This window comes from Alkalilacustris brevis, from assembly GCF_003350345.1.
Taxonomy (GTDB): Bacteria; Pseudomonadota; Alphaproteobacteria; order Rhodobacterales; family Rhodobacteraceae; genus Alkalilacustris; species Alkalilacustris brevis.
Window position 1 is genome coordinate 22,166 of the sequence record NZ_QNVJ01000064.1, and the last position, 14,879, is coordinate 37,044.

Sequence of the window (14,879 nt, forward strand, 5' to 3'; positions counted from 1 at the left end):
TACTACCTGGTGGGCTATGGGGACTTCTGAGCACTGGTCAGATTATGATACCGCCTTGGAAATCTGTGCCGAAAAATGGCGCTAGTGTTCGCCACCTGACGAAAGATATGATAACTAACCCTCGAGTGGGAAGCGTCTCCGACGCAGCGGACGCCAGTGCTATGATAAGATAGGATTTTATAGGTGCCACTTGAGCTTTGATCGCGTGCTGAGGGTAGTCCTGGGTGTCATTGGCTTGGCAGGGTCTCGTTCTTTACGGGGGGCATATTACAACACCCGCAGGATTTCCCGAGCAATTAAGACCCCTTCAAAAACTCATCGCCAACACCGACCAAGAAACGACTTGGCAACTGAAGCGGGAACTCATGATGACCTCCGCTTAATGGCTGCTTGGTTGACTGAGAACGTCGTCGATCAGCTCAACCCTAAACAACGCAGCTTTGTAGAAAATATGGACGCCGGGTTGAAGAGTGGCAGAAGGCCTTCCCCGAAACAAGAAAAATGGCTACGATCAATTTATAGCAAGTACAGTACAACAAAAATATAGGGTAACGATGCGAATTTTTGTCTATCAGGTCTTCATTGCCATACTTACGCTTACTGGTCTCCCGTCGATTTTGAGCGCTCAAGTACCGGTCGTTCCGCATGGGCAATCATTCTCTTGCACCCCTACTCATGTCTGGGATGGCGATGGTCCGGTATGGTGCGAAGAGGGGCCGCGTGTCAGGCTCGCCGGTATTGCAGCTCGTGAACTGGATGGAAGCTGCTCTCCGGGACATCCTTGCCCAGCATCAAGCGGCATTGCCGCACGCGATGCGCTGGTGGCGTTTTTGGGAACACCCACTGGAGTAGGCCGACATGGACATATTCTTATAACTGGACCTGTCCTGAGATGCCGGTCAGACGGTTCGGCTGGAGGCAATCGTACTGCCGCGTGGTGTGTCTCCCCAGTACATGGCGACATTAGTTGTGCGATGGTTCGCGGAGGTTGGGCGCTACGCTGGGACCGATATTGGGGACAGCATAGGTGCTAGTATTCGCTACTAGACACATGATTCCCGATTGAATCGAGGTTTGGGACATGCACCCAGCATCACCAACGAAACGGCCATATGACGGCTTGGAGCCCTTTGCGGACCTTCAGGCTTGATTGATCAAAACGTGAGGCGCTGCTACTCTTGCTGGAGACAACCCGACGAAACCTAAGGCGAATAGTATTCGTCGCCATGGAACAGAGCATTTGGACAACGAAATTTGGCAAGCCGTAACTGAACTGTTCTTCTTATTGGAGCAGCCGGACCTTCCTGAAGAAGAGTATCAGCTGTTCTTTGAAAGAAATCCGTGTGTTTTTGATGTCCTTGGCTTCGACTGCTTTGCTCCGTTTGATATCAAGTCAGGAAACAAGCTTCCGTTCGATGAAGAGCGTGGTTTCACACCGATGCCAGATTTCATATGTGGTAAGCGCGATGTTGAGGAAGCTGTCGTGTTTGAAATAAAGAGGCCAGATGAAACACGGGCAGTTACAGCCAGGGCAGATGGAAATCGAGCGAAACTGCGGGCCAATATTGAAGGCTATGTGAGTCAGACATGTGAATATGTTAAATCTATACGTGGCAACTCAGATGCACGAAAGGCGGTATGCCAGATTCTGGAAATGAACAGGATTAGATCGACCTCTGGATTACTATTGTGCGGGATGTCTGATGATAACGATGCACCAGTAGTGGCTGAGCTAATCTCAGAAAGGGAGCCAAGAATACAGTATATGTATTACGACAAGCTTTACGATAAAATGTGTGACGCATATGCGCGAAATCGTAAACAGTATGCGAAAGTAGAAAGAGTGTATGAAGGCTTAGAGGGCGTGCATTTGACTGTGATGGCCAGCATTTCGCCAGAGCAGTTGCATGGACGCGCCTATTTGATTGATATCGGGGAAGCCAGAAGAAATAGAGTCTCACTCTATGTCACGGACACTGCTTATATTCATCTCTTAGACGCTGACGGCCATCCTCTTGAAGTCAAGATTGACGTTGAATTTGGCGTTCCTCAGATTTTCCAAATTGAGTTCTCAAATGATCCAATAGTCGGCTTTCTCTCAATTTTACACAACAATAAGGAGATAATAAATATGCAGCGTCAAGATGGATATCAGAATTCCCTAAGCATGGAGAATATGGTAATTGGATCTGACCGCGATGGCCAGCTTGGCGCTTGTTGTATTATTGGCACGACTCTGCTCAGGTACAGAGTACTGGGAATTAAAGAGAAGCTAGATTTTCTTGGCTGGCTCATTAATGAGTCCGAAACAGGGTATGGCTTAGAGCATAATGGCACACAGTACATGCGCAGAAATGTGGATGGTAATTTCATTCAGGAGTCAGGGGAGGCAAGGCCGATATTACGAGAAACTTTGCATTACAGTAGAACAAAAAAGTGAGTGCTTTGTGTCGACCTAAATAGACCCGTTTCTTTCTTCGCTGCGCGCCCAGCACAGAGTCTCACGACGGCTACGAATGAAAATAGAAATGTTGAAGCGAACGTCCGCAAGGTCCCGCATAGCCGCGTTGAAGCCAACAAGGTTCCATCGCGCTGTCAAGCTTTGGTGTCAGTGCAAATTCTCACCCATCGAAAACCGGGAATCGCGCTTGGGAGCGACACGTCGCACTGAGCACACAAGTTGGCACTCTGGAGTTATAAAAGCGACGAGAGGGCGAGATTTGTTCTCTCTGTGCTCTCAACCCAACGCGCTCGAAAGCCAAATGCGATAGCCTGCTATTGACAAGTATTCTGACCTGAAACAAGAGTGTGCCTCACAATGAGACACGCTGCGAAACCTCAAGCCTGACGGCTCAGCTAACTCAAAGACTTAGAAAATTGGTAGCGGGTCCGGTACTCGCCTCCATTTTCAATCTCGACAACCTGTTCGGGACGCACCGGCGATAGGCGCCAGTTTGGCACGCCAGGACCAACTGGACAATGCCACCGGCACGCCCGCGAGGCCCCCGCCACCGGCCTGCCGCGCCCTTTCTCGGCCAGTTGCCGGCGCCGGGGCTTTCAAATACCGTGGGGCGGATCATTTTTCAGGGGAGGCCCATCATGACCGACGAACAGAATCTCGGCTTCGACACCAAGCTGATCCATGCCGGGGCCAGCCCCGACCCCGCCACCGGTGCGCGGCAGGTGCCGATCTATCAGACCACGTCCTATGTGTTCCGCGATGCCGACCATGCGGCGGCGCTCTTCAACCTTCAGGAGGTGGGCTACATCTATTCGCGGCTGACCAACCCCACGGTGGCAGCCCTGCAGGCCCGCATGGCCGCGCTTGAGGGCGGGGCGGGCGCAGTCTGCTGCTCGTCGGGTCATGCGGCGCAGATTCTCGCGCTGTTTCCGCTGATGCGGCCGGGCTGCAACGTGGTGTCGGCAAACCGGCTCTATGGTGGCACGGTGACGCAGTTCTCGCAGACCTTCAAACGGTTCGGCTGGGAGGCGCGCTTTGTCGACACCGACGATCTTGACGCGGTCGAGGCGGCGATTGACGAAAACACACGCGCAATCTTCTGCGAAAGCATCGCCAACCCGGGCGGCTATGTCACCGACATCCCGGCGCTGGCGGCGATCGCTGATCGTGCGGGCATTCCGCTGATCGTCGACAACACCACCGCCACCCCCTATCTGTGCCGCCCGATCGAACAGGGCGCCACGCTGGTGGTGCATTCGATGACCAAATACCTCACCGGCAACGGCACCGTGACCGGCGGGGTGCTGATCGATTCGGGCACGTTCGACTGGTCGGCCAGCGACAAGTTCCCCTCGCTCAGCGCGCCCGAGCCGGCCTATCACGGGCTGAAATTCCACGAGACCTTCGGCGCCATGGCCTTCACCTTCCACGGCATCGCCATCGGGCTGCGTGACCTGGGCATGACGCTCAACCCGCAGGCCGCGCATTACACGCTGATGGGAATCGAGACGCTGAGCCTGCGGATGCAGCGCCATTGCGAGAATGCCGTCAAGGTCGCCAGTTGGCTTGAGCAGGATCCGCGCGTAGCCTACGTCACCTATGCCGGGCTGCCCTCTTCGCCTTATTACGAGCGGGCCAAGCGCATCTGCCCCAAGGGCGCGTCGTCACTGTTCACCTTCTCGCTCAAGGCCGGGTATGAGGCCTGCATCAAGCTGATCGACAATGTGGAAATCTTCAGCCATGTGGCCAATCTGGGCGACACGCGCTCGCTGATCATCCACTCGGCCTCGACCACGCACCGGCAGTTGACCGAGGCGCAGCAGATCGCCGCCGGCGCCGCGCCCGACGTGGTGCGCCTGTCGATCGGCATCGAGGACGCCGATGACCTGATCGCCGATCTCGACCAGGCGCTGACCAAGGCGGGGGCGTAACAGCCGGCCGGAACGCGGCCAGACATAATGCCAGGCGCACCGGGGTATTGGGTGCTGCGTTTGATCGGTTTCATTCCGCCCGGGCCACTTGTGGCCCGGGCATGCGCCCGCCCGCCCCCCAGGCGGCCGCATGCCCTCTGGTCGGGGCTGACGAGTACAATTTAACGCAACACGTAATACCCCGGCGCGCCCTCCGTTCACTCACCGATGCCGAACACCATGTTCACCCGCGCGGTGATTTCCATCTCGCCGGGGGCGACGGGCACACCTGAATCCATCGCCATCTCGGCGCGCAGCATCGGCGCGGGCGGCTGGCTGCCGCTTCCGGGCTCTTCAATTCGCAGGACCGGGCCCAGCATCACCCCGGCCGCCCCGGCCAGTTCGCGCGCGCGGCCCATGGCATCCCCCACCGCCGCCGCGCGGGCCTGGGCACGCAGCGACTCGGGCGCCGCCACGCCAAAACCGAGCCCGCCGAAACTGTTGGCACCGCTGCCGACCGTGGCCTCCAGCACATCGCCCAGTAGCGCAAGGTCACGCACGCGCACGGTGACGGAATTCACCGCCATGTAGCCGGTGATGCGCGGCCCCTGATCGCGGCTGGGGCGGTGATCCCATTGCGGGTTCAGTGTCAGGCCCGAAGTCTGCACGTCGCGCGGCTCGATTCCCGCGGCGGCCAGTTCGTCCAGCATCGCGCGCGCCGCCTCGGACGCGGCGGCCAGTGCGTCGGCGGCGCTTTCGGCCTCGCGGCTCACACCGATCTGGACAGTCGCCATGTCGGGCACCGCCATAACGCGCCCCTCGCCCGACACCGAAATCTGGCGCGGAGAGTCGGCCAGCGCAGGCAGCGCAAGGGCCAGCGCGGCCACAAGGCCCAGCGCGGCGATCAAATGTTTCTGCTTCATCATCCTGCTCCTGAAGTGAATGGCCACCGCCCCGGCGCGGCCTCACGATCTCGGGAAGGCGCGCAACCGGGGCAGCGCTTCCCCTCGGCAGATTCCTGCTGTAGTCTCGCCGCGCTGGCAAGGGGACTCCCGGCGCTGAAAGTGATTGTGATAGACCCGTGAAATGAAACCAGGTTTTGCCCTATCGCTCGCCCGGACGGGTGTCAGCCTTCTGCAACGCAGCCCGCGCGGCTGGCTGCTGGTTGGCGAGGCCGCGCTGGACGATCCGGCCTTTGACAGCGTGCTTTCCGGTCTGCGCGCCCGTGCCCTGAGCCTTGCGCCCGAAGGGGTCACGGCCAAGCTGATCATCCCCGAGAGTGAACTGCTTTACACCACGGTCGAAACCTCCAGCCCTGACCCGGAAGCCCGCCGCGCGGCTGTTCGCGCCGCGCTCGAAGGCGCCACGCCGTATCCCGTGGATGATCTGGTGTTCGACTGTTCGGGCAGCGGCGGCGCGCTTAATGTCGCCGTGGTGGCCCGCGAAACCCTGGATGAGGCCGAGGCCTTCGCCAGGCAACAGGGCTTCAACCCGGTCTCTTTCGTGGCAAAGCCGACCGACGGCAGCTTTATCGGCGAGCCCTTCTTCGGTGAAACAAGCTGCGCGGCAGAGGTGCTCGGCCGTGGCGAGAAGGTCGAGCGCGACCTGATCCCGGTTTCGGTGGTAGGCACGGCAGAGCCACCCGAGAGCGAAACGCGCGCGCTTTTCTCGGGTACAAGCCCGATCGGGCAGGCACCCGCAGCGCCTGATGCGCCCGCGCCCGCTGCCCCCGCAGCAGAAGACCCGGAGGCAGCCCCCCACACACCAGAAGGCCCGGCAGCCGAAACGACGGCTGAAGAATCCGCCACCCCCGGGACGAGGGAAGACCCCGCGCCAAAGACAGCGCCAAAGGCGAAGCGGAAGCCCCCGGCAAGCAGTGATCGGCCCAAAAAGCGTGGTGATGCCGGCGATGGCGCCCTACCCCCGCCCCCGGCGCCGCCCGCCGCCGTGGGCGTATCCGGCGAAGAGCCGCCCGACCAGGACGCCGCGCAAGAACAGCCCCGCGCCAGCGAAGCCGCCCCAGAACAGCGCGCGGACCCTGGCCAGGGTGATGAACCCGCCGCCGAAGGCCCGGCCACGGGCGCGCGCGCAACTGACGCCCCCGAGCCCCCCGCCCAAGACCCTGCGAAAACAGCAGAAACCGCGCCCGCAAGCTTTGCCTCGCGCCGCAAGCCGGGCCACGCCCCGCCCGCCGACGGCAAGACACCAGAGCCGATTTCAGGCCGTGCGCGGCTGAGCTTTGGCGCAGCGCGCGCGCCCGATGGCCCACCTGCAGCGCCGGCACCCACGACGACAACCCAGCGCAGCGCGGCACCGGTCGGGACATCTCCCGGCACAGGCACCGACACAGCCCTTGCTGCAAGGCTGGGCGCGGGGCTAAAGAACATGGCCGCGCGCGCAGGCAGCGGTGTCGCCAGGGCTGCGCGCCATGCACGCGCCCCGCTCGATGCCGGGAAAGCTGCGCTCGGGCGGGCCGGGGCGGGGCTCAAGGCCCGCCGCCCAACCCCTGCCGCGCAGCCCGGATCGTCCGACCCGTTCTCGGGCCGCAAGGGCAAGGGGCCGACCACAAGTGCCGCTGCCAGCAGCGCCGCAGCGCCAAAGCCCGCACCCTCTGACAGCGCCGCTGGCACCATCACCAGCGCCCCGGCCACCAAGCCGCACGCGCTGAACGGCCCCGAAACCCTGCGCACACAGACCCGGCAGCCGCTTGCCATCGACAAAGGCGTGACCGAGGCCGAGGCAATGACCGTGTTCGGCGCGCGGCGGCGCGAACCGTCGCACCCGCTGGCAGGGCGGGGGCCCCTGCTTATGGGTGCGGTGGCCGTGCTGCTGGTTTCGGGTGTGGCGATCTGGGCCGCCTATTTCACCTTTGCGCCCGGCTCCGCCCCGCAAGAAACCGCCAGCGCCCCGGCAGATGCGCCGGTTGCCGCGCCGCAACCCGTGGCTCCGGATACCTTCGCCCCGGCCCCGCTGCCCGAGGCGGTGCCGGAAGCCGATACCGCGCTTGCCCCCGAGGCCGCGCCCGCCCCCGCGCCGCCGCTCGACCCCGAGGCCGAGGGCTTTGCCCCCTTCAACGTGGACGAGGCGATCGCCGACGCGCTGGAAAGCCTCGGCCCGGCGGAAGACCTGGCAGCGCCTCCTCCTCCCCCGCCCGCAACAGAGGAATCGCAGCAAGACGCCACCGCGCCGCTGGAACTGATGGCGCCGCCCGCATTGCCCGAAGCCGCGCCATCGCCCGAAACCGCAGCGGAAGACAGCGCGACAACCAGCCCCGACGCCCCGCAAGCGGCACAGCCCGCCCCTGTCGCCCCCTCGGCAACGCCGATGAGCGACGCTGAACTCGCCGCCGCCTACGAAGACACCGGCATCTGGCCCTTCGCCCCCGACGTGGGCGCGCAGCCGGGCACCGGCACGCTGGGCGACATCGATCCGCCGCAAGCCGATGCGCCCCTGTCCACGCCAGCGCCCGAGTTGCCCACCCCCGGTGCCGGAGGCCTGCTGGCCGATGCCGCGCCCCTTGCCCCGGCGCCACCGCAGGCTTTCGCCGAACAGGCCGATGCCCTGTCAGGAGGTGCCGCAGCCGTGGAACTGACACCCGATGTCAGTTTTGTTACTGGCGCGCCCCCCATCGAGCCGCCGGCGCGCCGCACGGTCGCGCCGCGGCTGCTGCTGATCCAGGGCAATGCGCCCCTGCCCGATGACCCCACGCCGCAGCCGCGCCCCGAAGGCCTGGTGCCGCAGCAAGGCAGCACCCCCGAGGCCGCACCCGCACCCGAGTCGGGTGCCGGAACCACGGGCGAAGCCACTCCAGACGATCAGGCCGGGCTGATGCCCCCGCCTGCCGCGACTCAGGCCGCCCAAGCCACCACGCCTGTGTCGGCAGCGGACCCTGCCGAAAGCCCGGACGCCACGCCGCGAGCGGCCATCGCGATCCTGCCCGAGGTCGCGGTGGAGATTGTCGATGCGAGCCTTGCACCGCTTGCCCCGGCACCGGCACAGCGCCCGGCAGCCCCTGCAGGGGCGCAGGGGCCGGGCCCGGACGACAGTGCGGCGGAGGAACCTGTGGAAACCGCAAGCGAGGCAGCGGCAGCCGAGGTGCCGGAGGCCGCCGCGCCCGGCGCAATCAGCCTTGCCGCGCTGCGCCCGCCCAGCCCGCGGCCCGATGCGCTTGCCGCCGAGGCCGCCGCGCGCCTGGCCGAAGAAGCCGCCCGCGCCGAAGCCATCGCCAATGCCAGCCCGCTGGCGGTTGCGCAATCGCCGATGCCAGCCACGCGGCCGCGGAATTTCAGCGCGATCGTCGCGCGCAGCCAGGCGGCCAGCAGCCCGCCCGCCCCGGCACAGGCGGCAGCCCCGTCCGAGCCTGCCGCAACACCTGCGCCGGCTCCGGCGACCGTCCCGGCCCCATCGGCGCAACCGTCAATTCCCACGCGGGCCTCGGTGGCGCAGCAGGCCACGACGGACAGTGCGATCAACCTGCGCCAGATCAACCTGATCGGTGTCTTCGGCACACCGAACCAGCGCCGCGCCCTTGTACGGATGCCAAATGGCCAGATCGTCGCCGTCAGGGTGGGCGACCAGCTTGACGGCGGGCAGGTCGCCGCCATCGGCGATGGCGAGCTGCGCTATGTCAAGAACGGGCGCAATAACGTGCTGCGCGTGGGGGAAAGCTGACCCCGGCAGGCCCGGTGCACATGAAAACGGGGCCGTGCCATGCCGGCAGCGGCCCCGCAAAGGTCAAACGTCAGATCGGCTTCAGGCTGCGCGCGACAACAGCACTTCATCGACCTGCTTTTGCGCGCCGACCTCGTCGGTGCCGCTGACAGCGGCAACCTCGCGGGTCAGCCGCTCGAGCGCGGCCTCGTAGAGCTGGCGCTCGGAATAGCTTTGTTCGCGCTGATCGTCGGTGCGGTGCAGGTCGCGCACCACCTCGGCGATCGACAGCAGGTCGCCCGAGTTGATCTTCTGTTCGTATTCCTGCGCCCGGCGCGACCACATCGCGCGCTTGACGCGGGCCTTGCCCTTGAGCGTGTCCAGCGCCTTGTTGACGATGTCGGGCGTCGAGAGCGAGCGCATCCCCACCTCGGTGGCCTTGTTCGTCGGCACGCGCAGGGTCATCTTGTCCTTCTCGAACGAGATCACGAACAGTTCAAGTTCGAGACCGGCGATCTCCTGCTCTTCGATCGAGATGATCTTGCCGACCCCATGCGCGGGGTATACGACAAAATCGTTCGGGCGGAATTCCGGCTTTTTCGTCTTGGTCATTCAGTTGTTTCCTCAAAAGGCACCCATACGGCCATCCACCCGCGAAACCGGCCCCCACAGGGAAAGATGACCCCGTGCTGCCGGTCGTCTGTCGCTAAAAAAACACCACACAGGCGGGCAGCTCTGTGGATGCTGGTCAGGTTTCAGGCCGTTTACGGACCCTTCATACCACAGAATCGATCAAATTCAAAGCATGGCAGATGGCCGGGCGGTGTAAGGGTGCCGAAACGAGGGCCGGCGCAGGTAAATCCTGCGTGTCACCCCTCGCGCGATAGCCGCCCGCGCAGCCAGCGGCCCATGTAGAACACGGGCCAGCGCAAGACCGAAACACCTGCGGCCAGCGCAAGCATTCCCGCCAGCGGGCCGGATTGCCAGGTGATCAGCCCGACAAGGGGAATACCCGTGGCGATCAGCAGATAGGCCCCCGCCCAGTGCCGCCGGCGCGGCAGCATGGCGATCGAGGCCGCCGCAACAACCCAGAGGCAGCCAAGGACAAGACCGGTCATCGCCCCGGCCCGGCTGTTGGGTGCGCGGCCTCCGACCCTGGACTGTCGCCGGTGGCCGCTGCCGCCGCCAGTCTGTCCGGCAGGTTCTGCGCCCAGGCCGAAATGGTGCCTGCCCCCAGGCAGACCACCATATCGCCCGGCCGCGCCTCGGCCCGCACCAGACGTTCCAGATCGTCCTCGGTGCTCAGCGCGTGGGCATTGCGGTGGCCGTGGCGGATCAGCCCGGCCACGAGATCGTCCCGCGAGGCCCCGGGGATCGGATCTTCGCCGGCGGCGTACACCTCGCCGATGGCCACGACATCGGCCTCGTTGAAACACGAGCAGAAATCATCGAACAACGAGGCGAGGCGTGAATAACGGTGCGGCTGATGCACAGCGATGATCCGCCCGCCACCCGGCCCGATAGACTGTCGTGCGGCCTTGAGCACGGCGGCAATCTCGACCGGATGGTGGCCGTAATCGTCGATCACGGTGATGCCGTTCACCTCGCCCACACGGGTGAAGCGGCGGTTGACCCCGCCGAAGGCGGCCAGCGCCGTGCGGATCTCGTCCCGCCGCATCCCCAGATGCCGCGCCACCGCCACCGCCGCCAGCGCGTTCGAGACGTTGTGATCACCCGGCATCGGCAGGGTGCAGCCCTCGATCCGCGTGCCCTCAAGCTGCAGCGCAACGTCGAAATGCGCCGCGCCCGCCTCGTAACGCAGGTTCACCGCGCGCACATCGGCCTGGGCGTTGAAGCCAAAAGTCACCACACGGCGGTCGGTCAGCCGCCCGACCAGTGCCTGCACCTCGGCGTGATCGGTGCAGCACACCGCCAGCCCGTAGAACGGAATGTTCGAAACGAAATCGAAAAAGCCCTGGCGCAGCGCATCGAAGCTGCCCCAGTGCTCCATGTGTTCGGGGTCGATATTGGTGACGATGGCGATGGTGGCGGGCAACCGGTTGAAGCTGCCGTCGCTCTCGTCGGCCTCCACCACCATCCATTCGCCTGCCCCCGCGCGCGCGTTCGAGCCATAGGCATGAATTACACCGCCATTGATCACCGTGGGGTCGAAGCCGCCGGCATCCATCAGCGTGGCCACCATGGTAGTGGTCGTCGTCTTGCCATGGGTGCCGGCCACGGCGACGTTGGATTTCAGGCGCATCAGTTCGGCCAGCATCTCGGCCCGGCGCACCACCGGCAGGCCGCGGCGGCGGGCCTCTTCGAGTTCGGGGTTGCCGGGACGGATCGCGGTGGAGACGACGACGACCTGCGCGCCCTCCAGGTTCTCGGCGCGCTGCCCGGTAAAAACCCTTGCGCCCAGTTCGGACAATCGCTTGGTGATCGCGCTTTCCTTGAGGTCCGAGCCCTGCACATCATAGCCCAGCGTGAGCAGAACCTCGGCAATACCCGACATGCCGATACCCCCGATCCCGACAAAATGGATCGGCCCCACATCCACCGGCAGCTTTGTCGCCGCGTTCATCGCCCTGCCCCTTTTGCCACCTGGTATTCGACAAGATCGGCCAGCCGCACGGCCGCATCGGGCACCGCACAGGCCAGCGCGCGCGCCGCCATCTGCGTTGCCGCCTCCGGATCGCCCAGCACCAGAGAAAGGTGCTCGGCCAGCCCCTGGGGGTCAAATCGCGATTCTGGCATCATGACCGCCGCGCCGGCCTCGACCAGCGCGCGGGCATTGGCCGTCTGGTGATCGGCCGCGGCGGCGGCGAAAGGCACCAGGATGGCCGGGCGCCCGATCACCGTGATATCCGCCAGCGAAGAGGCCCCGGCCCGGCTGATCACCAGTTGCGCCTCGGAAAGCCGCGCGGGGATATCCTCGAAGAAGGGGCGCACCTCGGCGGTGACGCCCGCATCGGCATAGGCCCGTTCGACGCGCGCCACGTCCTCGGGCCGCGCCTGCTGGGCCACGCGCAGCCGAGCGCGCAGCGGCTCGGGCAATGCCGCCACCGCCGCAGGCACCACATCCGACAGGATCCGCGCCCCCTGGCTGCCGCCAATAGCCAGCAGGCTCATCGGATAGTCGCCCGGCGGGATATAGCCCGCGCCCTGCCGCGCCAGCACCGCCGCGCGCACCGGGTTGCCGGTGTGCACGCCCTCGACGCCCTTGGGCAGGTCGGTAGGCCAGGTGCCGCAGGCCACTGCATCGACACGGGGCGCGAAGATCCGGTTCACCCGGCCCAGCACCCCGTTTTGTTCATGCAGCACGCGCGGCAGCCGCAGCAAGCTGGCCGCCGCCAGCGCCGGAATGCTGGGATAGCCGCCAAAACCCACCACCACCGAAGGCCGGTCGCGCCGCATCTGCCACAAGGCGCGCGTCACACCGCTGACAAGGCGCAAGGGCACCGCCAGCTTGGCCAGCACGCCACCCCGCGCGAAGGTTGCCGCGCTGACCTGCCGCAACGCGACCTCACGCGGGAAGCCGCCCGCATAGCGCGCCCCGCGCGCATCCGTCGAAAGCATCACGCGCCAGCCACGCGCCAGCAGTTCCTCGGCCAGCGCCTGCGCGGGAAACATATGGCCGCCGGTTCCTCCGGCAGCGATCATGGCAAGCGGCCCTTCGGCCATCAGCGCCCCCGTCCAAGCAGAATTTCACCAATCTCGCCTTGTGGGCGGGTCCGGGTAAAGGCCAGCAGCATCCCCATCGCCGCCCCCGCCGCAATCAGCGACGACCCGCCATAGGAGACGAACGGCAACGTCATCCCCTTGGCCGGCAGCAGCCGCACCGCCACGCCCATGTTGATGAGCGCCTGCACTGCAAAGATGCTGACCATCCCGGTGCCCGCAAGCCGGATGAAGGTATCGCGCTCGCGCATCAGCCGAAAGAGGGCACGCAGGGTGATCGTGGCGTAAAGCGCGATCACGAAAAGGACAAGGACAAGCCCGTACTCCTCGGCTGCGACTGCGATGATGAAATCGGTATGGGCATCGGGAAGCAGGCGCTTGACCTCGCCTTCGCCGACGCCGACGCCCCAGAAGCCGCCCTCCTGAATGGCGTTGGCGGCATAATAGAGCTGGGTGCGCGGGTCCACGTCGGGGGCAAGAAAGCCGTCGATGCGGCGGGCGAAATGCTCGGACCCGTTATAGGCCAGCACCCCCGCGCCCACCACCAGCCCCGCCGCCAGCAGCAACAGCACGATCGGCGCGCCGGCCACGAAATACATCACCCCCCAGCCGAAGACGATCAGCGCCGCCTGGCCGAAATCGGGCTGCATCGCCAGAAGGCCGGCCACCACCCCGGTAAAGGCCAGCGAGATCGTCACCCCCGGCGGGCCTTGCAGATCGCGACTGGCGGCCATCAGCCAGGCGACTACCACCACGAAAGCGGGTTTGAGAAACTCGGACGGCTGCACGCTGGCAAACCCCAGCGAATACCAGCGCACTGCCCCCTTTCCGAAATCGGTGCCCAGGAACGGCAGCGCCGCCAGCGCGACCAGCGCGATCAGAAAGCCCAGCACACCAAGCCGGCGCAGCGTGTCGGGCGACAGCATCGAGGTGAACAGCATCACCACCACCGCCATGCCACCGAAGAAGGCCTGCCGCTCGACGTAATAGAAGGCAGGAAGCCCGTTACGCTCGGCCAGTGGCGGCGACGCCGCAAGCCCCAGCAAAAGCCCGGCCCCCAGCAAGAGCAGGACGCTCGACAGGGTCCATTTGTCAACCGTGCGCCACCATCGTGGCAGAATCGGCTCCCCTGCCGCGATGGGCATGGTGCCGTGTGCCATTTCCGTCATGTGAGACTGCCTCGACTGCCTCTTTTACGCCCGGTTTTCCGGATCTGATCGCAACTGTAACGGGTTTTCGGCAATCGCGCCAGCCCTTGCTACAGGTGCAGCATCCTGGCGCATCCCCTCATTTTCGCTTGCATGGCCGGAAAAATTCCCCATCTCTGAGGCATGTCCGAAAAGCGACCAACATATGGCGTCGATGCCAGTTCCGATGCCCCCGACGACCTGATGCCCCCCGACGCGCTGCTCGTTGCCTCCTACAACGTGCACAAATGTGTGGGCCTGGACATGCGGCGCGATCCGGCGCGCACCGCCCGTGTCATCGGAGAAATCGGGGCCGATGTGATTGCGCTGCAGGAGGCCGACAGGCGATTCGGCTCGCGCGCAGGGTATCTGGACCTTGAGGCGCTGAGCGAGGTTTCGGGCCTGACCAGCGTCCCGCTGGAGCGCAAGGGCCCCGCGCATGGCTGGCACGGCAACGTGCTGCTGACCCGCAATGTCGAGATCGAGGATGTGCGCCCGCTGCGCCTGCCCGGACTGGAGCCGCGCGGCGCGCTGGTGGTTGACATGAAACGCGAGGGCGTGCCGCTTCGGGTCATTGCCGCGCATCTGGGGCTTTTGCGCAGCTCGCGGCTGCAACAGGCCCAGGCGCTGGTCGCTGCGCTGGGCACTGAGGACGAGGAACGCACCACCCTGCTGATGGGCGACCTGAACGAATGGCGGCTGCGCCGGCGCTCTTCGCTCGAGCCCTTGGCCCAGCGCAAGGCGCCGGGGGTCTCGGTGCCCAGCTTTCCCGCGCGGTTTCCGCTGTTCGCACTTGATCGGATCATGACCAGCCCCTGCGCCGAGGTGCTCAAGATCGAGCGCCACGACAGCCCGCTTGCGCGGATTGCGTCGGATCACCTGCCAATCAAGGCATGGCTGCGCCTGCCGCGTAACCCGCGCGAGGCCGAGGACACCCTACGAAGGGCCGCCGCGTCGGAGCGTCGTTGATGCACCGCGCCGCTACCCTTC

At 64.8% G+C, this 14,879-nt stretch carries 10 protein-coding genes and 1 pseudogene; 5 read left to right on the forward strand and 6 right to left on the reverse strand.

Annotated features, from left to right (window positions below):
- Nucleotides 1–444: 444 nt before the first annotated feature.
- From DQ229_RS17025 to DQ229_RS09665, 3 genes and pseudogenes are all read left to right on the forward strand, one after another.
- Nucleotides 445–522, forward strand: a pseudogene (locus tag DQ229_RS17025) (hypothetical protein); the annotation flags it as partial.
- Nucleotides 523–1,240: 718 nt separating this feature from the next.
- Complete coding sequence (locus DQ229_RS09660) at nucleotides 1,241–2,440, forward strand: Shedu anti-phage system protein SduA domain-containing protein (RefSeq protein ID WP_162300816.1); 1,200 nt, start codon at nucleotides 1,241–1,243, stop codon at nucleotides 2,438–2,440.
- A 659-nt stretch (nucleotides 2,441–3,099) separates the two neighbouring features.
- The gene (locus DQ229_RS09665) at nucleotides 3,100–4,392 is read left to right on the forward strand and encodes an O-acetylhomoserine aminocarboxypropyltransferase/cysteine synthase family protein (protein WP_114966074.1); all 1,293 of its coding nucleotides are present in this window, start codon (nucleotides 3,100–3,102) and stop codon (nucleotides 4,390–4,392) included.
- Between the two features lie 197 nt (nucleotides 4,393–4,589).
- On the opposite strand, the gene DQ229_RS09670 is transcribed toward DQ229_RS09665, so the two are convergent.
- Nucleotides 4,590–5,294, reverse strand: coding sequence for an SIMPL domain-containing protein (locus tag DQ229_RS09670; protein WP_114966307.1), 705 nt, complete (start codon nucleotides 5,292–5,294; stop codon nucleotides 4,590–4,592).
- Nucleotides 5,295–5,457: 163 nt separating this feature from the next.
- On the opposite strand from DQ229_RS09670, the gene DQ229_RS09675 reads away from it, so the two are divergent.
- Nucleotides 5,458–9,042, forward strand: a complete 3,585-nt coding sequence (locus DQ229_RS09675; RefSeq protein ID WP_114966075.1) for a hypothetical protein — start codon at nucleotides 5,458–5,460, stop codon at nucleotides 9,040–9,042.
- An 81-nt stretch (nucleotides 9,043–9,123) separates the two neighbouring features.
- Here the strand turns inward: DQ229_RS09675 and DQ229_RS09680 are convergent, their stop codons facing one another.
- The 5 genes from DQ229_RS09680 to DQ229_RS09700 form a co-directional block, all read right to left on the reverse strand.
- Nucleotides 9,124–9,633 (reverse strand): CarD family transcriptional regulator, encoded by a 510-nt coding sequence (locus DQ229_RS09680; protein WP_114966076.1) that lies wholly within the window; start codon nucleotides 9,631–9,633, stop codon nucleotides 9,124–9,126.
- A gap of 257 nt (nucleotides 9,634–9,890) precedes the next feature.
- Nucleotides 9,891–10,139: a DUF2484 family protein gene (locus DQ229_RS09685; RefSeq protein ID WP_114966077.1), complete on the reverse strand. Its 249-nt coding sequence runs from the start codon at nucleotides 10,137–10,139 to the stop codon at nucleotides 9,891–9,893.
- Nucleotides 10,136–11,605, reverse strand: a complete 1,470-nt coding sequence (gene murC, locus DQ229_RS09690; protein WP_114966078.1) for a UDP-N-acetylmuramate--L-alanine ligase — start codon at nucleotides 11,603–11,605, stop codon at nucleotides 10,136–10,138. Before murC ends, DQ229_RS09685 begins: the two co-directional genes overlap by 4 nt.
- Nucleotides 11,602–12,705, reverse strand: coding sequence for a UDP-N-acetylglucosamine--N-acetylmuramyl-(pentapeptide) pyrophosphoryl-undecaprenol N-acetylglucosamine transferase (locus DQ229_RS09695; protein WP_114966079.1), 1,104 nt, complete (start codon nucleotides 12,703–12,705; stop codon nucleotides 11,602–11,604). Before DQ229_RS09695 ends, murC begins: the two co-directional genes overlap by 4 nt.
- Nucleotides 12,705–13,871, reverse strand: coding sequence for a peptidoglycan glycosyltransferase FtsW (locus DQ229_RS09700; RefSeq protein WP_114966080.1), 1,167 nt, complete (start codon nucleotides 13,869–13,871; stop codon nucleotides 12,705–12,707). Before DQ229_RS09700 ends, DQ229_RS09695 begins: the two co-directional genes overlap by 1 nt.
- Before the next feature lie 162 nt (nucleotides 13,872–14,033).
- On the opposite strand from DQ229_RS09700, the gene DQ229_RS09705 reads away from it, so the two are divergent.
- Nucleotides 14,034–14,858 (forward strand): endonuclease/exonuclease/phosphatase family protein, encoded by an 825-nt coding sequence (locus tag DQ229_RS09705; RefSeq protein WP_238381022.1) that lies wholly within the window; start codon nucleotides 14,034–14,036, stop codon nucleotides 14,856–14,858.
- Nucleotides 14,859–14,879: the final 21 nt, after the last annotated feature.